Annotated in this window: 20 protein-coding genes; 12 read left to right on the top strand and 8 right to left on the bottom strand. The window is 30.8% G+C overall.

The features are described from left to right. From BLT88_RS06360 to nusB, 4 genes are all read right to left on the bottom strand, one after another. Complete coding sequence (locus tag BLT88_RS06360; RefSeq protein WP_091953737.1) at positions 1-933, bottom strand: CdaR family protein; 933 nt, start codon at positions 931-933, stop codon at positions 1-3. Between the two features lie 103 nt (positions 934-1,036). After that, on the bottom strand, positions 1,037-1,357 hold the full coding sequence (gene yajC, locus BLT88_RS06355) for a preprotein translocase subunit YajC (RefSeq protein ID WP_036785760.1): 321 nt from the start codon (positions 1,355-1,357) through the stop codon (positions 1,037-1,039). Next, the gene (locus tag BLT88_RS06350) at positions 1,354-1,830 is read right to left on the bottom strand and encodes a DUF1573 domain-containing protein (RefSeq protein WP_036785756.1); all 477 of its coding nucleotides are present in this window, start codon (positions 1,828-1,830) and stop codon (positions 1,354-1,356) included. Before BLT88_RS06350 ends, yajC begins: the two co-directional genes overlap by 4 nt. Positions 1,831-1,881: 51 nt before the next feature. Further along, on the bottom strand, positions 1,882-2,820 hold the full coding sequence (nusB, locus tag BLT88_RS06345; protein WP_091953735.1) for a transcription antitermination factor NusB: 939 nt from the start codon (positions 2,818-2,820) through the stop codon (positions 1,882-1,884). 151 nt (positions 2,821-2,971) lie between these two features. Here nusB and BLT88_RS06340 point away from each other — a divergent pair, with 151 nt between their 5' ends. Both BLT88_RS06340 and BLT88_RS06335 read left to right on the top strand, forming a co-directional pair. Next, positions 2,972-4,726 (top strand): ABC transporter ATP-binding protein, encoded by a 1,755-nt coding sequence (locus BLT88_RS06340; RefSeq protein WP_091953734.1) that lies wholly within the window; start codon positions 2,972-2,974, stop codon positions 4,724-4,726. A gap of 80 nt (positions 4,727-4,806) precedes the next feature. Next, a complete protein-coding gene (locus BLT88_RS06335; protein ID WP_036785745.1) occupies positions 4,807-5,169 on the top strand; it encodes a PUR family DNA/RNA-binding protein in 363 nt (120 codons plus the stop codon). Between the two features lie 118 nt (positions 5,170-5,287). Here BLT88_RS06335 and BLT88_RS06330 read toward each other — a convergent pair whose 3' ends face one another. Together BLT88_RS06330 and BLT88_RS06325 are read right to left on the bottom strand one after the other, a co-directional pair. Further along, entirely contained in the window at positions 5,288-6,346 is a 1,059-nt protein-coding gene (locus tag BLT88_RS06330; RefSeq protein ID WP_231960105.1) for a chorismate-binding protein, read from the bottom strand. 1 nt (position 6,347) lies between these two features. Further along, positions 6,348-6,764, bottom strand: coding sequence for a PaaI family thioesterase (locus tag BLT88_RS06325; RefSeq protein ID WP_091953732.1), 417 nt, complete (start codon positions 6,762-6,764; stop codon positions 6,348-6,350). 72 nt (positions 6,765-6,836) lie between these two features. Here BLT88_RS06325 and BLT88_RS06320 point away from each other — a divergent pair, with 72 nt between their 5' ends. The 6 genes from BLT88_RS06320 to BLT88_RS06295 all read left to right on the top strand — a co-directional run bounded on the left by BLT88_RS06320 (position 6,837) and on the right by BLT88_RS06295 (position 18,318). Further along, positions 6,837-7,337 (top strand): hypothetical protein, encoded by a 501-nt coding sequence (locus tag BLT88_RS06320; protein ID WP_091953731.1) that lies wholly within the window; start codon positions 6,837-6,839, stop codon positions 7,335-7,337. A 161-nt stretch (positions 7,338-7,498) separates the two neighbouring features. Continuing rightward, positions 7,499-8,398, top strand: a complete 900-nt coding sequence (locus BLT88_RS06315) for an ABC transporter ATP-binding protein (RefSeq protein WP_091953729.1) — start codon at positions 7,499-7,501, stop codon at positions 8,396-8,398. Between the two features lie 19 nt (positions 8,399-8,417). Then, complete coding sequence (locus BLT88_RS06310; protein ID WP_036785733.1) at positions 8,418-9,263, top strand: ABC transporter permease; 846 nt, start codon at positions 8,418-8,420, stop codon at positions 9,261-9,263. Between the two features lie 44 nt (positions 9,264-9,307). Then, the gene (locus tag BLT88_RS06305; protein ID WP_157691151.1) at positions 9,308-13,909 is read left to right on the top strand and encodes a T9SS type B sorting domain-containing protein; all 4,602 of its coding nucleotides are present in this window, start codon (positions 9,308-9,310) and stop codon (positions 13,907-13,909) included. A 65-nt stretch (positions 13,910-13,974) separates the two neighbouring features. Then, positions 13,975-15,963: an excinuclease ABC subunit UvrB gene (gene uvrB / locus BLT88_RS06300; RefSeq protein WP_091953726.1), complete on the top strand. Its 1,989-nt coding sequence runs from the start codon at positions 13,975-13,977 to the stop codon at positions 15,961-15,963. A gap of 168 nt (positions 15,964-16,131) precedes the next feature. After that, on the top strand, positions 16,132-18,318 hold the full coding sequence (locus BLT88_RS06295) for a heavy metal translocating P-type ATPase (RefSeq protein ID WP_091953725.1): 2,187 nt from the start codon (positions 16,132-16,134) through the stop codon (positions 18,316-18,318). A gap of 73 nt (positions 18,319-18,391) precedes the next feature. Here the strand turns inward: BLT88_RS06295 and BLT88_RS06290 are convergent, their stop codons facing one another. Both BLT88_RS06290 and sucC read right to left on the bottom strand, forming a co-directional pair. Next, complete coding sequence (locus tag BLT88_RS06290) at positions 18,392-18,958, bottom strand: hypothetical protein (RefSeq protein ID WP_091953723.1); 567 nt, start codon at positions 18,956-18,958, stop codon at positions 18,392-18,394. Positions 18,959-19,089: 131 nt separating this feature from the next. After that, complete coding sequence (gene sucC / locus BLT88_RS06285; RefSeq protein ID WP_091953722.1) at positions 19,090-20,289, bottom strand: ADP-forming succinate--CoA ligase subunit beta; 1,200 nt, start codon at positions 20,287-20,289, stop codon at positions 19,090-19,092. Between the two features lie 270 nt (positions 20,290-20,559). Between sucC and BLT88_RS14350 the strand changes: the two genes are divergently transcribed. The 4 genes from BLT88_RS14350 (at position 20,560) to BLT88_RS06265 (ending at position 23,833) form a co-directional block, all read left to right on the top strand. After that, positions 20,560-20,757: a DUF5916 domain-containing protein gene (locus BLT88_RS14350; RefSeq protein ID WP_091953720.1), complete on the top strand. Its 198-nt coding sequence runs from the start codon at positions 20,560-20,562 to the stop codon at positions 20,755-20,757. Between the two features lie 90 nt (positions 20,758-20,847). Further along, a complete protein-coding gene (locus tag BLT88_RS06275; RefSeq protein ID WP_091953719.1) occupies positions 20,848-21,507 on the top strand; it encodes an ABC transporter ATP-binding protein in 660 nt (219 codons plus the stop codon). A 6-nt stretch (positions 21,508-21,513) separates the two neighbouring features. Beyond that, entirely contained in the window at positions 21,514-22,278 is a 765-nt protein-coding gene (locus BLT88_RS06270) for a TIGR02757 family protein (protein ID WP_091953717.1), read from the top strand. A 70-nt stretch (positions 22,279-22,348) separates the two neighbouring features. Continuing rightward, entirely contained in the window at positions 22,349-23,833 is a 1,485-nt protein-coding gene (locus BLT88_RS06265; protein WP_091953716.1) for a S10 family peptidase, read from the top strand. The last annotated feature ends 5 nt before the right edge of the window (positions 23,834-23,838 follow it).

The raw sequence follows: 23,838 nt of genomic DNA, 5'->3' as shown, positions 1-23,838 counted from the left end.
CTATTTTTGAATTAAGAAGTCTATTTTTTTCGGAATAATTTTAACACTTTTAATAAAAACTGGTTCTAAAATAACTTTAGGAATCAAATACCCTAAGTTATTCTTTTCAGAAATTAAGTAATCACATTCTACCTTAAAAGATGCTTCAGATATTTTTGAAAAATTTGATAACGCAACCACAAAAATAACTTCTACTTTTTCAGAAAGTGTTGTTAAATTAATATTTTTTGGAAGATTTTTAGTTGTAAAGGGTATTTGTAATTTACCCTCTGTAAACTTATCTACATTTCCCGAAATTGTTATTTTTTGTGCACTATACTTAAAATTATTATTTAATTTTAAAACTGATACTTCTTCTAAAAAATTAGATTTCACATCATTTAACTTTAACTCACTTAATTCTAAGTAGTCAATTTTTTTTACCTGAGCTTCTGGCCCAGAAATAACGATTGAATCTGGTGAAATTTTTATTTCATTTAAAAGATCATAACCTACATGATAATTAATCTCTAAATTTGGTTTTACAGCTACTCTTTTTGAAGTTAAGACTCCTAGATTTAAATAGATAGTATCTTGTAAAATCTCTTTCAATTCAACTCCAAAAAGTAATTGTTTTTGAATTTTAGTCACTTGACTCTTAGTTAAAAAATAAAATTTAGAATGTCCTTTTCTTTTTAATTTAGAGGCTTCTAATTGTATCTTTTTATTTTTAAATTTAGATCTAAGTATTTTAAAGCCAGATGCTTTTACAGTAATATCTATATTATTAATTGGTGTTTCTTGCAGTAGTTTATTTTGAGGAATATTTTTATAATTTACTGCATAAGTAATAACTGTAGTGTACTCTTTAGAAAAAGTAATTAGAAACCAAATTAAAAAAGAAGCCACTAAAAAACTAATAAAGGTTTTTGGTATTTTTTTGAAATTTTTCACCTAATAATTCTGAATTTATCTGCAATCTAATGAAAAGTAATAAACAAAAAAAATGAGCTTTCACTAATTAAAGAAAAGCTCACTTAGTAAAATTTTAAATACTTTATTTTTTAACGGCTGGTGCTACATATTTTTGACTTAATTCCATTGAAATTGCAGAACGTTCAAATTTTATTTTCCCGGCTCCTGTTTCTATAGTAACCGTGTTATCCCCAGCATTTAATTCTACAATTTTTCCATGAATACCACTAGAAGTAACAATTTTTGTTCCTTTTTTTATTTCTGCCTGAAAAGATTTCTCTTTTTTCTGACGATTCATTTGTGGCCGTATCATAAAAAAATATAAAACGCCAATCATTGCTATAAAAGGTAACATAGAAGATAAACTTCCGGCATCGAATTGCAATACTATTATTGAAATCATACTTGTCTTTTTCCTTTTGGTGTAACCATTCCTTTAATTGTCAAAATCTCTCTTCCAGCTTCAGTGTTTGTGGTTAAAGTTACCGTTTTTTGTTGTCTATTTGGTTTCCCACTTGTATTGAACCTTACTTTTACATCACCCGTTTCTCCTGGTTTAATAGGTTCTTTGGGCCATAAAGGAACTGTACAACCACAAGATGCTTTTGCGTTTGTAATGACTAAATCTGTTTTACCAGAATTGGTTACTTTAAATACGGTTTCTACAAAGTCTCCTTCATTTACAGTACCAAAATCGTAAACCTCCTTATCAAAAGAAATAGAAGCTGTACCTTTTTTAATTTCTGTATCTCTAAAATTGGCTTTAGTCAAATTTTCTTTTTTAATTTTTCCTGTTGCTTTTGAATTACCATCGGCACAAGAGACAAATACGTTCGCAGAAATAATAAATGCAAACAAAATCGTTAATTTTTTCATGATGTTTAAATTTTGGGTAAAAATACTAAATTAATTCACTAAAACAATAATTTACAATAAGCCTCTGCCTATTTTAACAATTCTTTTATTATTAATAAATTCTTTAGACACTTTATCTAAAACTCCATTAATAAAATAACTACTTTTTTCTGTAGAGTAATCTTTAGAAATTTCTATATACTCATTAATAGTGACCCTTGTTGGTATTGACGGAAAATTAATAAACTCGGAAATTGCCATTTTAATCAAAATCATGTCTATATCCGCAATCCTATCAGTTTCCCAATTTGGAGTTTTCTCTGCAATATCTTGTTCGTAAGTTTTCTGTTTTAAAACCGTTTTCTTAAATAATGCCGAAACAAAATCTTCATCATTTTTATCTTTATACAAACTTCCCACTACAAAGATTGCAATTTCTTTATGTTTACTTAAAGATTTCACAACCCAAGTATTAACAAAAGGAATATCATCAACCCAAGAAATCATCTCACCTTCATAATACTCTGCTAATTTTTGATTAGGAGCAACAATTTCTTTAAAGAAATCAATAACAAAAGCTTTGTCTACCTTAAAAGAATCTTCAACTGTATCTAAATATTTTTTATATAAATCACTTTTTTGTAATTCTTCAAAAATAATTTTCACATACTCGTCATTTAATTCCCAGTTTTTAAGATTATTCATCTCAATATAACTTTCAACACTTATGCTTTCTGCAATTGCATTAATAACTTTATTATCTATAAATTTAGTATTGGGTTTTAAATCTTCTTTTGTAGCAAGAATTTTATTTTTGGCTAGCGCCATTTTTTTTGCAGCTAATTTTTGAACTTCAGCCAAAAGTTGAAGGTTTAAAACGTACAAATCAAACATTTTTAAAATACTATGTTTTAAAAATTTTTCTTCTCTAATGATATCGTCATTATGAGATTGCTGCATAGCATATACAGATTGCATTACTTTAACTCGAATATGTCTTCTGTTAATCATGGTAAAGAACTTAGATAAATTGGGTTTTTTTTCCACTGCAAAAGTAGTCTTAATTTAGTTTTTCATCACGCATTTTTTAATTCTTTTTTTTAGAAAATTTATCTTTATGAAACTCGTATATTCGTGCTTTATTTCTTAATTCAAATTTTCTTTGAGAGCACTACAATATTTAAACAAATATTTTTCTAAATACAAATGGCGCATTTTAATAGGATTGCTAATTACAATCTTATCTAAACTTTTGTCTTTAAAAATACCGCAAATAATTAGAGACTCTTTAAATGTAGTAGAAGATTATCATAATAATGTTGTTACCGATATTGCTGTTGTTAAAGATCAACTACTAATAAATGTGCTCATTATTATTGGAATTGCTTTATTGGGTGGAGTTTTAACTTTTATAATGAGGCAAACCATCATTGTTACTTCTAGATTGATTGAGTTCGATTTAAAGAACGAAATCTATCAACAATATCAAAAATTATCACTGAACTTTTATAAAAAAAATAGAACTGGTGATTTAATGAACAGAATTAGTGAAGATGTTTCTAAAGTTAGAATGTATGTAGGTCCTGCAGTGATGTATAGCATGAATATGATTGTACTCTTTGCTGTTGGTTTTTCACAAATGGTTCAGGTTGATTTGAAACTAACCTTGTATACGCTAATTCCTTTTCCTGTTTTATCAATATCCATTTTTATTTTAAGTAAAATTATTCATAAAAGAAGTACTGTGGTTCAAGAGTATTTATCAAAATTAACCACTTTTAATCAAGAGTTTTTCTCTGGAATAAATGTTGTAAAATCATACGGAATTGAAGCTTCTATTATTAAAGATTTTGATGTAATTTCTGACGCTAGCAAAGACAAAAACATTCATTTACACAAGGCTAATGCACTCTTTTTCCCTTTAATGCTTTTATTAATCGGAATTAGTAATTTGTTGGTTATTTACATTGGAGGAAATCAATATATCAATGGTGAAATCCAGATAGGTGTAGTGGTTGAATTTATGCTGTATGTAAACATTTTAACGTGGCCAGTTGCAGTAGTTGGTTGGGTAACGTCTATGGTTCAACAAGCAGAAGCATCACAAGCAAGAATAAATGAATTTTTAAAACAAGTTCCTGAAATTCAAAATAACAACTCTGCATCTACAGAAATTAAGGGTAAAGTAACTTTTAAAAATGTTACTTTTAAGTATGATGATACAAATATTACGGCTTTAAAAAACATTAATTTTACTGTAAATTCGGGTGACACTTTAGCTATTTTAGGAAAAACAGGTTCGGGAAAATCAACTATTATTGAGCTAATTTCTAGACTGTATGATACCACCGAAGGACTTATTTTATTGGATAACAAACCTATTAAAGAGGCTAACTTAAATGATGTTAGAAGCCAGATTGGCTTTGTGCCTCAAGACCCCTTTTTATTTTCTGATACAATTGGTAATAATATTAAATTTGGAAAGGAAGATGCCACTGATGCAGAAATTATTGCAGCTGCAAAAAATGCTGTTGTTCATAATAATATTATTGAATTTACGAATGGTTATAACACCATTCTTGGTGAACGTGGAGTAACATTATCTGGAGGTCAAAAACAACGAGTTTCTATTGCTCGAGCTATTATTAAAAATCCTAAAATTTTAATTTTTGATGATTGTTTATCAGCAGTAGACACAGAAACTGAAGAAAAAATACTATCAAACTTAGAAAATATTTCTAAAAATAAAACTACGTTTATAATCAGCCACAGAGTTTCATCTGCAAAAAATGCGGATAAAATTATTATTTTAGATGCCGGAGAAATTACACAACAAGGAACTCACAATCAATTAATAACACAGGAAGGATATTACAAAGAGTTGTATGAACAGCAACTTTTAGAAAAAGAATTTTAATCTTTAACATGGCTACGTAAAATATTTTGTTAGATTTGTTAAGTATTACAACTAATTTATAACTACTATTAAAAAGAATTATGGCAGAGAGAGTTGAACAAGAAGAAATTTTTTCACAAGTATTAAGAGCTGGAAGAAGAACCTATTTTTTTGACGTTAGAGCAACAAAAGCAGATGATTATTACTTGACAGTAACGGAAAGCAAAAAATTTACACATGATGATGGTACTTTCCATTATCAAAAACATAAAATTTATTTATACAAAGAAGATTTTACAGATTTTCATGAAATGTTAAGTAAAGCTACCAATTACATTATTAACGAAAAAGGAAACGAAGTAATTAGCGAGCGTCATCAAAAAGATTATAAGAAAGAAGAAACCTCTACAGAAGAAACAACTTCAACAGACAGTTTTACGGATGTTTCTTTTGATGATATCTAAAGATCTTAGAACATTATATTTGAATTATTAGTAAAAATATCTTCATTCAAATAAACTATTTCAATTCAAATTCAATTTACATTGAAAAAATCGTGAGCTAAGGTGTTTACGATTTTTTCTATAAAACACGTTTCATTACTTTACTCTTTGACACAGTTTCTTCCCATTCATTTTTTGGATTACTATCTTTTGTAATGCCTCCACCAACAAAAAGTGAAACATTATCATCAAGAATATTCATACATCTTAAATTCACAAACAAAGAAGAATTTTCAGTTTCAATTTTATTCTTTTGTAAATTTAATTCACCCAAAAAACCAGTATAAAAACTTCTACTGTAAAACTCATTTGCTAAAATGAACTTTTTAGCATTTCCCCTTGGTAAACCGCAAACTGCAGGCGTTGGATGCAAAGCTCTAATCAACGTTTTCAATGTTGAGTTCTCATTTAGTTCTCCTGTAACTTTAGTTCTTAAATGTAATAGGCTACCGGCTTTTATCGTTTCTTTTTTATCAATTTTTAAGTTTGATGAAATTCCTGTTAATTGACTTTCAATAAAATCGGTAACCAATTGTTGCTCTTCTAATTCTTTACTTTTCCAAACGATATTTTTAGTATTTTCATAAACTTGAGTCCCTGCCAAAGACATGGTTTTAAAAGTGTTATTCTCAATATTTAATAGCGTTTCTGGAGTTGCACCAAGCCACAAACCTATTTTAGGATGAAACCAAACGTATACAAATGCATTCTGATACGTTTGCAGTAATTTTTGATAGGTTTTAATAAGATTGAAATCACTTATTTCTAAGTCTTCTTTTCTAGAAATAACTACTTTTTTTAAATCATTATTACTGATTACTTCAATCGTTTTATCAACTAATTTTATATGTTGTTCTTGAGAGCTATCATTATTACAAAAATCCTTCTCTTTAAATTTAATTGCATCAAAAGAGAGATCTTCCGAAATAAATTCGGAGTTATTTATTGGAAATAAAATTGCTTTTTGTTGATTATCAAAAGGCGCAAATACAAATCCTTTTTCAGAAAAATCATCTACAAAAAACAAGGAGTCATTATCCATAAAAAAACCAGAGATAACCGCTTCATTAGGTTTTCTATAAGCTACAAAAGGGGTTTTCTTATGATAGGAATTCGTTATTTTTTCAAAAATATTCAAGCTACTTTTTATCTAAAACAATGTTAGTTAATTTACAAATAGAAATTAGATTGTCATCCTCATCAACAATTTTAATTTCCCATAAATGTGTAGTTCTCCCTTTATGTATTGGTCTTGCAACACCAAAAACAACTCCCTCCTTTTTACTTTTTAAGTGATTAATACTTAGCTCAATTCCTTTAACAATTTTTGTTTTTGTGTCAATAAAAAGAGCAGAAGCACAACTACCTACTGTTTCGGCTAAAGCAGCCGTTGCACCTCCATGCAAAATTCCATAAGGTTGATGAACCCTAAAATTTACAGGCATTTTTGCTGTAACATAATCATTACCAACATCTACAAACTCAATTTCTAAAGTTTGCATCAACGTATTTTTGTTGAGATTGTTTAAAGTTTCTAAAGTTTTTATTTTATCCATCAACATGAAATTTAAATAGTAAAAATACATATAATTTATTGTACTTTTACGCCAATATTTTGATCAATTTTTATGTATAAAATTCGTGTTATATTAGATACCAAAGAAGATGTAATTAGAACTCTTTTAGTTGATGACGGTATTAATCTAAAAGATTTACATACCATCATCACAAAAGCTTTTGGTTTTAAAGGTCAAGAAATGGCTTCTTTTTACAAAACCGATAATGAATGGAGTCAAGGAGAAGAAATTCCTTTATTTAACATGGCAGAAGCAGGTGAAGAAATTTCAATGCAAACCTGCATTTTAGAGGAAACTTTACCTGAAGTAAATAGTAAACTAATTTATGTTTATGATTTTTTAAATATGTGGACTTTTTATGTAGATATTATAGAGATTTCATTAGACGAAAGAGAAGATTTGCCCCAAACCATTTTATCCATAGGCGAAATCCCTGAAGATGCACCAGAAAAAGAATTTGTTGCAGAAAAATTAAATAATGAATTTGGTGATGAAGAAGATATTGATGATGAATTTGGTCATTTCGATGATTTCGATTATAATGAATATTAATAAAATTGTTGAAACAGAAATTACTTAATTGTTTAACGCTCTTTTACTCAACTTTTTTTTCTTTCAATTTAACAATTAAAGCTGAGCACAATTCAACTTTCTTATGTAACAAAATTGTAGCTTAGTCGTCTTACTTCTTATAACTGACTAAAACAATTTCATTGGAAACTATATTATCACTTAAAAACCTCGATAAAAAATTTGGACAAGTTCATGCTGTAAACAATCTTTCTTTTGATATACAAAAAGGAAATGTTTATGGAATTCTAGGTCCAAATGGAAGTGGAAAATCTACCACCTTAGGTATTATTTTAAATGTTGTAAACAAAACTTCTGGCGAATTTTCTTGGTTTGACGGAAAATTATCTACCCATGAAGCATTAAAAAAAGTTGGAGCCATTATTGAGCGCCCAAACTTTTATCCTTACATGACAGCTGCTCAAAATCTGAGATTAATTTGTAAAATTAAAGGAATATCAGCAGATAAAATTGATGAAAAATTAAAAGTTGTAAACCTTTTTGAGAGAAGAGATAGTAAGTTTAGAACATTCTCTTTAGGAATGAAACAACGTTTGGCAATTGCTTCTGCATTGTTAAATGACCCAGAAATTTTAATTTTAGATGAGCCTACAAATGGTTTGGATCCGCAAGGGATTCATGAAATTCGTCAAATTATAACAGAAATTGCAAGTAGCGGAACAACTATTTTATTAGCATCGCACCTTTTAGATGAAGTTGAAAAAGTGTGTTCTCATGTTGTTGTGATTAGAAATGGTATAAAACTTTATAGTGGCAGCGTTGATGAAATGACTGCTTCTAATGGTTTATTTGAGCTAAAGGTTGATGAAAATGAATATGAGCTCATAAAATTATTAGAAAATCATAATGCTATTGGGAAAGTTACTAAAGAGCTTGAAACCTTAATTGCCACTTTAAAAAGTGACATTTCATCTACAGAAATTAATAAATACTTGTTTGATAAAGGATTTGTGCTGTCTCATTTGGTAAAACGTAAACCAAGTTTAGAGCAACAATTTTTAGATTTAACCAACAACAACTAATCAACTAAAAGATAAAGTCATGTTTAGACTACTTACGATAGAATTTTATAAATTAAAACACAATACTGCCAGTAAAGTATTATCCATTATCTATTTTACATTACTAACCTCTATTGCATTAATTGCGGCAATAAAGTTTGATATTGGCCCAATAAAGTTTCATTTAGCAGAAATGGGTATTTTTAATTTTCCATATATCTGGCACTTTAACACCTATGTAGCTGCTATTTTAAAATTCTTTTTATTACTAGTCATTGTTTCTATGATGGCAAATGAGTATAGTTTTAAAACATTAAAACAGAATTTAATAGATGGTTTAAGTAAAAAAGAATTTATTTTATCCAAATTCTATGCTGTAATTGCTTTTGCTTTAATATCCACTATTTTTGTATTTGTAGTTTCACTAATCTTAGGATTATCTTATTCTGATTATAATGAACTATCAATTATTACATCAGGTTTAGAATATCTATTGGCCTTTTTTATTAAACTTGTTGGTTTTTTCTCTTTTGGATTATTTCTAGGAATACTTGTAAAGAGATCTGCTTTTGCTGTTGGTGCAATGTTAGTTTGGTTAATTGGAGAAAATATGCTAAAAGGATATTTATACTGGCAATTTAAAGGAACTGAACAAACTGGAGATAAGGTTGATTCTATTATGCAATTTCTACCTCTTGAAGCAATGTCTAATTTAATAAAAGAACCTTTTTCTAACTTAAATGCTGTTAGATCTGCAGCAAATACAATGGGTGAAACTTTTACAAAAAGTTATGCTGTAGAGTTTTCTAACATAGCAATAGTTGCTGTTTGGACTTTTATATTTATTTACTTGTCTTATGCATTGTTAAAAAAGAGGGATTTATAATACTTTTTAAATATATTTGACTCTAAGTAATGAAACAACGTCAAATGAAGAATTTTTTACCGCTATTCCTAATTTTTTTTACATTAAATACATTTTCTCAAAAAGAAGCTAACTTTTGGTATTTTGGAGAAAATGCAGGTCTAGATTTTAGTACAAATCCTCCAACAGCCCTTACTGATGGGAAAATTAATACGCTTGAAGGCTGCTCTACATTTTCTGATAAAGAAGGTAATTTATTATTTTATTCTGATGGAATAACAGTCTACGATAAAAACCACGAGGTAATGAAATATACCGACGGTTCTTTAGCCAATGATTTAAAGGGAGACCCTTCTAGTACACAGTCTGGTATGATCATCCCAAAACCAGAATCAACATCAATTTATTATTTATTTACAGTAGACGACGGTCCAAGTAATGTAGGAAATATTACCGAAGATGGAAAAGGTTTAAATGTCTATACCATAGATCTATCTAATGGTATAGGAGAAATAACAGAAGGACCTACAGATTTATCTGACGGAAAATTTAATGATTGGGAAGAAAAAGTTGCTGCCGTAAAAGGACAGGATTGCAGCACTTATTGGGTAGTATCCGTTGTTAATAATCAATTTTATTCTTACTTCATTGATGCAAGTGGATTACAAACAACCCCAGTAATATCTTCCGTTACTACCTCATCCCAAAGAAGGGGTTATTTAAAGTTATCACCAGATGGCACTAAATTAGCCATCGCCAATCAATCTGACGATGGGCAAAACTCTGCTATTTTATATGATTTCAATAACCAAACCGGAGAAGTAACTAATAATGAAACTTTTGTCATTAATGGAATCAATGATGGTGAAGCCTATGGCATAGAATTTTCTATAGATTCTAAAAAACTATATATTTCTACAGTATCTAGTTTTAGAGGAACTTTATTTAGACCAGCTGTAACATACAAACTTTTTCAATTTGATTTAACTGAAACAAACATTCCTAATTCTAAAGCAATAATTCATCAACAAATTGGCGGTAGTGCTGAATATCCAGAGGGTGGCTTTAGAGGGGCATTACAACTCGGCCCTGATGGAAAAATTTATGCCACCATCCCTGAAGCTTACTTCAATGGTTTTGCTCCTTTTCTCGATGTCATAGAAAACCCTACAGCCAATGCTGCTGATATTATATTTAAAAAAAATGCAATAGACCTAAAAGGTAAATTTTCTACCCAAGGTCTACCTCCATTTATATCTTCTTTATTATTACCCATTGAAATAAAAGATGAGGATACAAATAATGTCATAAATAATCAAGATTTACAATTTTGTGAAGGGCAGAATAAAACCATAGTTCCAGCTGATGTTACAGGACAAAATATAAAATATACTTGGACTTTTGATAATGGAACTAGTACTATAGAAATCCCTTCTTCTGGACCAGATTACAAATTAATACTGTCTAATATTACTGAAAATGATAAAGGAGTTTATGCCTTAAAAATAACTTTAGAAGACGATTGTGGAAACAATACTGAATATAATGGGACTTTTACCGTAGATGTTTTTGAAGCAGCAACTGCAACAAAACCAAATGATATTATTTTTTGTGACACAGATAGAGATGGGTTTAATTCTTTTGATTTACAAGATGATAGTGCCGGTGAATTAAAAGATAAAATCTTAACAGGATTAGAGAGCTCTAAATTTGATGTTTTATATTTTTCAGACAGTGATGATGCAAATTCTGGAGATAATGCTTTACCAAATCCATACACAAACACAACGGCATTTAGTTCACAAATAATTTATGCCAGAGTGCAAAACAAAAATGCACCTAAAGCTTGTTTTGCTATTACAGAATTTACGTTAGCCATTACCGATTTACCTGTTGCTATTCAACCAGAACCTTATAGAATCTGTGATAACTTAGAAAGTGGTCTTGATACAGATGGAATCATAAATACATTTATTTTAAACACTAAAGATTCAGAAATTCTTGGAACTTTAGATGGAATTCAATATCCTGTTAGTTATCATTCAACTCAAAATGGTGCAGAAACAAATGATATTGCTACTATAATCGATAAAAATAATTTTTATTCTGTAACCGACTCTCAACAAATTTTTATTCGAGTTGAAAACAAAGATAATACAGCTTGTTACGATGCCAACAAAACTTTAGATTTAATTGTAGATCCTTTGCCGGTTTTAAAAAACAACCCTGAATTAGAGCAATGTATAAGTGCTAATGACAATAATCCAACAGTGAATTTAACCAACGCTGAAATAAATATTTCTGAAACGACAAATGCTACTTTTGAATATTTTGAAGATGCTACTGCAACTTCTCAAATTACAAATACAACTTCATACCCCGTTCAAGTAAATACTTTACAATCTGTTTTTGTCAGAGTTACGTCACAATTTGGTTGTCCTAGAAATCTCGTAGAGTTAAAAATAAATGTGGGGAAAACTCCAGATAATCCTTACAATGAAATTCAACCTTCTGTCTGCGACGATTTTTTAGATGCTGATGGAAATGATTCTGCTGCTAATTCTGATACAGACAAAATAACGAACTTTTATTTGGATAGAAATGCCATTATTACTGGAATTGATCCTCCCATAAACACAGAAGTTTTTTTCTATGAAAATGCTGATGATAGAAATAACACTTTAAATGAAATCGATATCACTAATTACAGAAATGATATCACTAAAATTGACATCACTACTATTGCTAGCGGTATTCAGTTTCCTATTTATTATAAAATATTAAGTACCATAAACAATAATTGTGAAGGTTTAGGCGAATTTTATTTACAAATAAATACAACTCCAATTGCAAGTAATAGCACTCTTTCCCCAATCTTAGAATGTGACACTGGTGAAATTGATGGAAATTATACAAATGGAAGCAACCGAAATATTGATTTAAATCAAAAAATTGACGAACTTTTTCTTGGAACTGGTCAAAATAAAAATGACTTTGAGGTAACTTTTTATAAAACTGCACTTGCTGCTTTTTCTGGAGATACAAATAGTACTGATTACATAGATACTCCTACCCAATTTACAAATGATGTTCCTACTGGGTTCTCTGAGAGTGATATTGTGACTCAAACAATTTTTATAAACATGCAAAATATAGTATCAGGCTGTGCAAATCCTCATACTAGTTTTGACATCATTATCAATCCTTTACCAATAATCACTAATCCAATTCCTGTTTTAGCCGTCTGTGATCTTGGAATAAAAGATGGTGATGTTAGAAATGGTCTAGCCCAAAATATTAATATCTCAATCAGAGATGTCGATATTTTAGGAACTAAAAATCCTAATGATTTTACAATCACCTATCATAAAAACCAGACTGATTTAGAAGATTTATCGTCAACAGGAATAGACAAAAATAGCTATGATTCTGACCCTACAAGAGTAACAATTAATGCAACTTCAAAAATTAGTGAGGAAAGTTTATTAATCAGAATTGTAAACAATAATACTGGATGTGTTTTTGATCAATCAACACTTACTGTCGTTGTAAACCCAGAGCCAATCAGTGAAATTATTTCTAACCTTTCTGAATGTGATAATAATGAGGATGGTGATGATGCAAATGGAATTATTCAAACTATTGATTTAGATGGGAAAATTACAGAGATATTAGGAACTTCTCAAGATCCGGATGATTTTATCGTTACCTTCCATGCCAACCCTGCAGACGCTTCAACTGGCAATAGCGCTATAGATTCTCCTTACACGAACTTAAATGCAACAGAAACGATTTTTGTACGTATCCAAAATAAAGCAACCTTGTGCATAAATGATGATGCATCTTTTGATGTTATTATTAATCCTTTACCAGATTTCACCGCAACAACTCCACAAATTTTATGCTTAAATAATTTACCTTTAAATATTGCGGTAGAAAATGCAATGAATGTCTATTCATATGTTTGGAAAAATATAGATGGAGATACAATAAGCACAGCTGATAATGTTAATGTTACAGTTGGCGGAACTTATACAGTAGCAGCAACCTCAACCAATGGAACATTGTGCACAAGAGAGGAAACTATTACAATAAGCGAATCTAGTATCGCAACCTTAGAAATGAATTTTGTTACTATTGTTGATGAATCTAATAATATTGGTAGTCAAAATAATTTATCAATCTCTATTGACACCATCAATAACAATTTAGGTCCGGGAGATTATCAGTTTGCAATTCTAAATACTGATGACAATATGAGAACTCCTTTTGCTGGATATCAAGAGGAACCGATTTTCCAAAACTTAGAAGGGGGTATTTATGAAATTATTGTCAATGACAAAAACGGTTGTTCTCCAGACACAAAGTTATTAGTTTCCGTAATTCAATTTCCTAAATTCTTTACACCAAATTCTGACGGAGAGAACGATTATTGGTTGGTTAAAGGGGCTAATAAAACTTTTTATCCTAATAGTAGTATTAATATTTTTAATAGGTATGGAAAACTAGTTGCACAACTGCAAATTGATGAACAAGGTTGGGACGGCACATATAACGGAAAAACACTTTCTTCTGATGATTATTGGTTTAGCGTTACCTTAATCCCTGCAGATAAAACAAAACCAACTATCAACAAAAAAGGAAATTTTTCATTGATTAGAAAATAAATATTGCTTTTTAAATCTTAAATAAATACGGATACTTTTTTACAAAGTATCCGTATTTTTACCATATGGAATTTAAATTGATATCAGAATTTTCTCCAACAGGAGATCAACCCCAAGCGATTAAAGAACTTGCACAAAATATACTTGGAGGTGAAAAATTTCAAACCTTATTAGGAGTAACTGGTTCAGGTAAAACTTTTACCGTGGCTAATGTTGTAAAGGAAGTCAAAAAACCAACGTTAGTTTTAGCTCATAATAAAACATTAGCAGCTCAATTATATTCGGAGTTTAAACAATTTTTTCCTGAAAATGCTGTAGAATATTTTGTTTCTTATTACGACTATTATCAGCCAGAGGCATACATTCCTGTAACAGGAACCTACATTGAAAAAGATTTATCTATTAATGAGGATATAGAGCGTTTGCGTTTAAGCACCACCTCTTCCCTACTTTCTGGTAGACGAGATGTTTTAGTTGTGGCCTCAGTTTCTTGTTTATACGGAATTGGAAATCCTACAGAATTTAAGAAAAACGTAATTCCTGTTGAAGTTGGTCAGCAAATAGAACGTACAAAATTTTTACACCAACTTGTTCAAAGTTTATATTCTAGAACAGAAGTAGACATTAAAAGTGGAACTTTTAAAGTTAAAGGTGATGTGGTAACTATATATCCTTCTTATGGTGATAATGGATATAGGATACACTTTTTTGGAGATGAAATTGAAGAAATAGAATCTTTTGATTTAGAGAGCAACGCAATAATTGAAAGCTTTCAAGAACTCACTATTTATCCTGCAAACCTCTTTGTAACTTCTCCTGATGTTTTACAAAATGCCATTCATCAAATCCAAGAAGATATGATGAAACAAGTTGATTATTTTAAGGAAATAGGCAAACATTTAGAAGCAAAACGTCTAAAAGAACGCACAGAATTTGATCTTGAAATGATTCGTGAACTTGGATATTGTTCAGGAATTGAAAACTACTCACGTTATTTAGATGGTCGTAAACCTGGAACAAGACCTTTCTGTTTGTTAGACTATTTTCCTGATGATTACTTAATGGTAATTGATGAAAGCCATGTAACTATTCCACAAACTCATGCCATGTATGGAGGCGATAGAAGTAGAAAAGAAAACTTGGTCGAATATGGATTTAGATTACCTGCAGCTATGGACAATCGTCCTTTGAAATTTGATGAATTTGAAGCGATACAAAATCAAACCATTTTTGTAAGCGCAACTCCTGCAGATTACGAACTGCAGAAAACAGAGGGCGTATTTGTAGAACAAATAATTAGACCAACGGGTTTATTAGATCCAATTATAGAAATTCGCCCAAGTTTAAATCAAATCGATGATTTAATTGAAGAAATTCAGATTCGTGTTGAGAAAGACGAACGGACTTTGGTTACAACCTTAACTAAAAGAATGGCAGAAGAACTAACAAAATATCTTGCTAGAGTTGATATTCGATGTAGATACATTCATTCTGATGTAGATACTTTAGAGCGTGTGGAAATCATGCAAGATTTACGTAAAGGTTTATTTGATGTTTTAATTGGCGTAAATCTTTTAAGAGAAGGTTTAGACTTACCAGAAGTATCTTTGGTTGCTATTTTAGATGCTGATAAAGAAGGTTTTCTAAGAAGTCATAGATCTATAACACAAACAGTGGGTAGAGCAGCGAGAAACATCAATGGTTTAGCAATTTTATATGCTGATAAAATGACCAATAGCATGCAAAAAACTATCGATGAAACAGACAGGAGAAGAGAAAAGCAAATAGCATATAATTCTAAACACAACATCACTCCTACTCAGATTAACAAAAAAATTGATGACACCTTATCTAAATCTGCAGTTTCTAGTTATCATTATGATAATGCAAAACAAGTTGCTGCTGAACAAGATTTACAGTACTTACCAAAAGAAGAAATAGAGAAACGTATTAGACAGAAACGCAAGCATATGGAAGCTGCAGCGAAAGAATTAGACTTTATTGTGGCTGCAAAATTGCGTGATGAAATTGCCGTTTTGAGAGAGCAATTATAACTATTTTTTTTTATTTCTAAAAGATCAAAAATATTGCTTTATTAGATCTATTGAACTTATTTCAGTAACGACTGATAAAAGTCATTGAAATACTGCTATATAAGTGATAACTTTCTCCTGTGCCCAAAAAAGGAATTCGAAAATATTCAAAGTACCTATAAATTAAACATGTATAAACTCAATATTGAAGTAGAGAAAAATCAGCATGCACAAGAATATAGCAGTATTGAGCAAGTTTTAAGAAAAAAAAGAGGAATTTATAATGTTTCTATTTCAGCTTTAGGAGTGATACAAGTGGAGTGGAATGCTCATCAAACAAGTCAATCTGACATTATTAAATCAGTTAAAAAACTAGGTTTAAATATTGTCAGTGTCAAAACTGATAATGAGCAACCGTACAAAAAAGATAGTGCAAACACTTATCTCCATATTCTAGGAGAAAATACGGAACTTTATTTCTCAATTATAAGCGGAATCTGCTGGGTTCTAGGGGTTATTTTTTCTTTTACCTCTATCTCTGATAATATGGCTACCACCCTTTTTATTATTGGAGCTGTCTTCGGAGGTTTTTTTACCTTTATTACTGCGGGTAAAGGTTTACTGAGAAGAAAGTTTCAAATAGATTTTCTAATGGTTTTCGCGGCAATAGGGGCTTCAATTTTAGGTAAGTGGGGTGAAAGTGCTTTATTACTTTTTTTATTTAGTTTGGGCCATGCCTTGGAGCATTATGCCATGAAACGAGCGAGAAAATCTATTACAGCACTTTCTGATTTAGTTCCTAATGTCGCTTTAGTCAAATACAATGGTAGATTGATTGAAGTGCCTGTTGAGCATCTGAATATAGGCGATGTTATTGTTGTCAAACCTAATTCTAAAATCGGAGCGGACGGTGTTGTTGCAGAAGGATCAAGCCCCGTCAATCAGGCATCTATAACAGGTGAAAGTATGCCAGTCGATAAATACTCTTGTCTCAATTGGAAAAATGAAGAAGATATAAAAAAAATACTACCAGAACACAGAGTTTTTGCAGGTACAATGAATGGCAGCGGAGCACTAGAAATTAAAGTCTTGAAGCAAGCAAAGGATAGCACCCTTTCTCGATTAATTACTTTAGTAAAAGAAGCCGAAACACAAAAGTCACCAACACAACACCTCACCGATAAGTTTGAAAAATACTATGTTCCTTCCGTTTTAGTTTTAGTAATATTTTTATTATTCACTTTCCTAGTTATTGATGAAACCTTTCAACAGAGTTTTTACAGAGCCATGTCTGTATTAATTGCTGCTTCCCCTTGCGCATTAGCCATTTCGACTCCAAGTGCTGTATTGGCAGGAATTGCAAAAGCTGCTCATCATGGGGTATTAATTAAAGGTGGTAGACCTCTAGAAGAGTTAGGAAGATTAAGTGCAATTGCTTTTGACAAAACTGGAACGCTAACAGAAGGCAGGCCTACCCTAACACATGCGATTCCATTTGGAACTATTAGTAAAACACATTTATTAAAAGTCGCCATTGCAGTGGAGACATTAAGTGACCATCCTTTGGCTACGGCTATCGTTGAGGGAGGAAAAAAAGAATTAGGAAATATCGATATTCCTGCGGCAGAAAATTTAAAAGCATTAATTGCAAGAGGCATTCAGGCAAATTGGAATGGCTGTTTGGTGCATATTGGGAATCGAAGACTTTTTGAAGAGTTAACTGGGAAAAAAATCCCTCAAGAGATGAACCTAAAAATGTCGGAACTCGAATCAGGTGGACATACCTCTATGATTATTCATCAAGATGACACCTACCTAGGCATTATTTCAGTAATGGATATTGCGCGTCCTGAAGCCATTACAACCCTATCCACTTTAAAAAAAATGGGAATTAAACGAATGATTATGCTCACAGGAGATAATCAAAAAGTAGCGGATGCAATCGCTAAAAATATAGGAATAACCGACCCAATGGGTGATCTACTCCCAGAAGATAAAGTTAAAGCAATAGAACAACTAAAAAAGCGAGAAGGTAGTGTCGCAATGGTGGGAGATGGAGTTAATGATGCTCCAGCCATGGCAAAAAGTACAGTAGGTATTGCTATGGGAGCTGCAGGTTCAGATGTTGCTTTAGAAACAGCAGATATTGCTTTGATGGCCGATAAGCTAGATAATCTTCCATTTGCTATTGGTCTTAGTAGAAAAGCAAAACTAATCATAAAGCAAAACTTAATTATCAGTTTAAGCATGGTCGCTCTTTTAGTTCCTTTGACAATCATGGGAACAATAGCAATCGGACCGGCCGTGGTTGGTCATGAAGGTTCTACCCTATTTGTTGTTATAAATGCTTTGCGGCTATTGAAATATGAAATATAAAAAAGAGTTTATTCAGAAATAATGCAAAACATCATATTTAGCTTTTTCATAATAGAAGAAAAGTACTACATAACTAGTACTTTTTTTCACCCCAAGGAGCACTGGGCGTTTCAATTTCTTTTGTTAAATCGAATTTTACAGAAAAGAACCTATCCGTTCCTATTCTTCTTAAATTATAAGTAAAACTTGTTTCATCTAGAGTAACCCACCAAACATTATTAGAAGCATAAGAAATTAAGCTAGATGTTTCCTGATCTGCTGGAAAAAATTGAATATCTGCTAAACCAGTATTTGGATTAGAACCACCATATTGTGTTATCTTATCTTCAGAACCATCTTTATGTCTATGATCGTGTTTTAAAGTAATTAAGTTATCCTCACTAATTGTAAAAACCCAGGTTCTAGATTTATCATCACCAACAAAAAAAGGAATTCTGATAGTTCTTTCTTGACAAGAACGAACATGCATCACTAATTTTTCTCCTGTAAAACCATCTCCTTCTTTAGCTCCTGCAAGTATTTTTCCTTCATATGCCTTGCCACAATGTTCTTGTAAAGTATTCCAAAATAATACTGAATTTGGTACTTCCTGCGCGATTAATTGTAATGGAAACAGCAATAAAAATAAAATTTTTTTCATGATTTATGCATTATTTGAGCTTCACAATATAAATCAAAAATATCAATATTAAACTTTTTACCTTCAATCAATTTAAAAATAAAAAGCCTCACAAAATTGTGAAGCTTTAAATATATTATAAAAAGAAACTTTTATGAAGCTTCTAAAACTTCTTGCACTTTGTCTGCAGCTTCTTGAAATTCTGTAGCCGAAATAATTTCCATTCCAGAATTGTCAATTAATTCTTTTGCCTCTTTAGCATTTGTACCTTGTAATCTGCAAATGATTGGCACATTAATTTTGTCTCCCATACTTTTGTATGCATCTACAACACCTTGTGCAACTCTATCACAACGAACAATTCCACCAAATATATTTACTAAAATTGCTTTTACAGCAGGGTCTTTTAAAATAATACCAAAAGCAGTTTCAACTCTTTGCGCATCAGCAGTACCACCAACATCTAAAAAGTTAGCAGGTTCACCACCAGATTCCTTAATTAAATCCATGGTTCCCATTGCCAAACCAGCTCCATTTACCATACAACCTACATTTCCATCTAAATCTACATAGTTTAAACCAGCAGCTTTTGCTTCTACTTCAATTGGGTTTTCCTCGCGTAAATCACGCATCGCTGCATAATCTTTATGACGGTATAATGCATTTTCATCCAAAGAAACTTTAGCATCTACAGCCATTATTTTAGAATCTGAAGTTTTTAAAACAGGGTTTATTTCAAACATAGCTGAGTCAGACTTAATATACGCTGTGTATAAAGCTGTCACAAATTTTGTCATTTCCTTAAAAGCCATTCCAGAAAGTCCTAAATTAAAAGCAACTTTACGTGCTTGAAATGGCATAATTCCTAATAAAGGATCTATTTCTTCTGTAAAAATTAAATGTGGCGTTTCTTCTGCAACAGTTTCTATATCCATTCCACCTTCTGTAGAATACATAATCATATTTTTACCAGTAGCTCTGTTTAAAAGTACAGACATATAATATTCATCTGGCTCTGCATCTCCAGGGTAGTACACGTCTTCACAAATTAAAACTTGATTTACCAACTTTCCTTCAGCTGAAGTTTGAGGGGTAATCAACATCATTCCCAAAATATCATCAGAAATACTTAGTACTTGGTCTAAGTTTTTTGCCAACTTTACTCCACCACCTTTTCCTCTACCACCAGCATGAACCTGAGCTTTTATAACATGCCAACCAGTTCCTGTGTCTTCTGTCAGTTTTTTTGCTGCAGCAACTGCTTCAGCAGGAGTGCTAGCAACAATTCCTCTTTGAATTCTAACTCCAAAACTATTTAATATTTCTTTTCCTTGATATTCGTGTAGGTTCATTTGTTTCTTGTTTAAACTGAGCACAAAAATACAAATTCAAAAAAGAAAGTTTACAAATTTTTTGATAAAATTATCTGATGTAAATAATATACAGATTACTACATTTTTCTCGCAGTTGTCTTCGTCTATTTTTTTAATTATTTTCTAATACTTCCGTTTTGAAAACTCAAATTTATTCCGAGATTTAATTACCAGTTAATAGCTGTAAAACTTTAAATCATAATCCAAACGATTTCGAAATTCTATTAAGTAATAATCAACAAACCACTTATGGAAGTGGAGGCTGGAGAACGTTACAGCCCTCACAAAAATTTATCAGATTTAGATTTAATTTTTAATTCCGATATAGATTCTAATTTAGATTTCTTTGAAAACCTCGGCAATTTGTTTGAACAATTGCAAAGACACACGGTTTTTATAAGATTTGTTTATTTTATAGATTATAACAAACTAAAAGCTGTATTTTAACTCATAAGTGTCCACTATCTTCAATAAAAATGGATCTACTTCGCAAAGTATATCCGTTTTTTTATACATTCGTATTTCGATATAAAAATTATGATTGTAGGTAAAAACATCCATAAATACTTTGGAGATATTCAAGTTTTAAAAGGCCTTGATTTACATATTAAAAGAGGAGAAATAGTTGCTATTGTTGGTCCGTCTGGAGCAGGAAAAACAACTTTATTGCAAATATTGGGTACGTTAGACAAACCTTTAAAAGAAAAAGATTATGAATTATCTATAAATAATATTTCACTAAAAAATATTTCGGATAAAGAATTATCAGAATTCAGAAACAATCATATTGGTTTTATTTTTCAATTTCATCAATTGTTACCAGAATTTACCGCTTTAGAAAATGTTTGTATTCCTGCCTATATTGGTAAAAAGAATAAAAAAGAAACGGAAATAAGAGCAAAAGAATTGTTAGAATTTTTAGGCCTTTCTCATAGAATTGATCATAAACCAAATGAACTTTCTGGAGGTGAGCAACAAAGAGTTGCCGTTGCAAGGGCACTCATTAACAATCCATCGGTTATATTAGCTGATGAACCTAGTGGAAATTTAGATAGTGAATCCGCTAAAAATTTGCATGAACTATTTTTTAAACTTCGTGATAAATTTGGACAAACCTTCATTTTAGTAACTCATAATGAAGAACTTGCAGAAATGACAGATAGAAAACTAACCATGATAGACGGTAAAATTGTTTAATTTTTGATGACACTAAAAGAACTCAAAGAATTTTTAGATGAAAAAGTTATTCTGTACAATAACCCAAAATTTATTGAGTCTGACCCGATACAAATTCCACATCAATTTTCTAAAAAAGAAGATATTGAAATTGCTGCTTTTTTAACAGCTACCATTTCGTGGGGAAACAGAAAGATGATTATTAAAAACGCCTTTAAAATGATGGAATTATTAGGCAACTCTCCTTATGATTTTGTTTTAAATCATCAAGAAAAAGATTTAGATAGACTCCATAACTTTGTTCACAGAACATTTAACTATATTGATTTTCAACAATTCATAAAATCACTGCAACATATTTACAAAAATCATGATGGATTGGAAAACGTACTTTTGATTAAAGATAAATCAACAAATTATCAAACAGCAATCAATCAGTTTAAAAGGGTATTTTTTGAAATTGACCATCAACAAAGAACACAGAAACATGTTTCTGATCCTTTAAAAAACTCTGCAGCAAAACGTATAAACATGTTTTTAAGATGGATGGTTAGAGAGGATAAGGCAGGTGTAGATTTTGGTATTTGGAAGACGCACAAACCAGCGAATTTATCTTGTCCTTTAGATGTCCATTCTGGCAATGTTGCAAGAAAATTAAAGCTGCTTTTAAGAAAACAAAATGATTGGAAAGCACTATCTGAACTTGACAAAAACTTACGAAAATTAGACAAGTATGATCCAGTGAAGTATGATTTTGCTTTATTTGGATTGGGGGTTTTTGAAAAGTTTTAATAAGAAATTAACAACTGTTTTAAATATTGCTTTATTTGTAATAAATTGGTCTATCTAAAATTTTTACAAAATGAAAATATATACCTATTTTATTCTTTTTTTTCTTAGCTTTTCTTTCAATGCTCAAGATAACAGAATTCCGTTAGATACAACAATTGTTACTTTAAATTCAGTTACAATTAAAGGTAAAAAAGTTCCCTATAAAGCTATAACAGGCATGCAACCAGTTTGGAATAGTAATGGAAAAATTGTTGCTTCTCTATATTATACTTATTATTCAAGAACTGACATTAAAGATAAATCTAAAAGGCCGATTATAATGTCTTTTAATGGAGGTCCAGGATCTGCATCCGTTTGGATGCATATTGCATATACTGGTCCTAAAATTTTAAAAATTGATGATGAAGGAAATCCAATACAGCCTTATGGGATAAAGGACAACCCATATTCTGTTTTAGACGAAGCAGATATTGTATTTATAAACCCTGTTAATACCGGTTATTCACGACCTGTGATTGCAAAAGGAGAAAAAATAGATAAAAAATACTTTTTTGGTGTGAATGCTGATGCAAAATATTTAGCAGATTGGTTAACAACCTTCATGACACGAAATAATCGTTGGTTATCACCTAAATATATTATTGGAGAAAGCTATGGAGGAACTCGTGTTATGCAGCTAGCAAACGAATTACAGAGCAGACAATGGATGTATTTAAACGGAGTAATCATGGTTTCTCCTGCGGATTATAAAATCATTAGATCTGGTGCCTCAGAAGATATTTCTATGAATTTACCATACTTTACAGCAACTGCTTGGTATCATAAAATGCTACCTGAAGATCTACAGCAAAAAGATTTAGAAGAAATTTTACCAATGGCAGAACTTTTTTCTTATAATGAACTTCTTCCAGCAATATCAAAAGGAGGGAACATTTCTAACGCAGAAAGAAATCGTGTTGCTGAGAAAATGGCTCGATTTACAGGAATTAAAAAAGAGGTGCTTTTACAGCAGAATTTAGAAATGATACCGAGCTTCTTCTGGAAAGAACTTTTACGCGATAAGAATGGAAAAACTATTGGAAGATTAGATAGCAGATATCTGGGAGTTGATAGACAAGAAATTGGAACAAGTCCTGATTATAGTCCAGAATTAACGTCCTGGTTGCATTCTTTTACACCTGCAATAAACTACTATACACAAAATATTTTAAAATTTAAAACAGATGTAAAATATAATATGTTCGGCCCTGTTCGTCCCTGGGATTTTGAAAATGAAAATGCTCGTGAAAACTTACGGAAAGCCATGGCTCAAAATCCATACTTACAAGTTTTAGTTCAATCTGGGTATTATGACGGTGCAACTACATACTCTGTTGCAAAATATACCATGGGAAAAATTGATCCTAGTGGAAAAATGAAAAATAGAATGAGTTTTAAAGGATACAGAAGTGGACATATGATGTATTTGCGGAAAGAAGATTTAGAAAAATCGAACGAAGATTTACGTATTTTTATTAAAAAAAGTTCAAGAAATATTGGACCCGCTAAATATTAATTTAT

Origin of the sequence: Polaribacter sp. Hel1_33_78 (genome assembly GCF_900106075.1) — a bacterium.
Taxonomy (GTDB): Bacteria; Bacteroidota; Bacteroidia; order Flavobacteriales; family Flavobacteriaceae; genus Polaribacter.
This window is presented reverse-complemented; position numbering and strand designations above follow the sequence as displayed.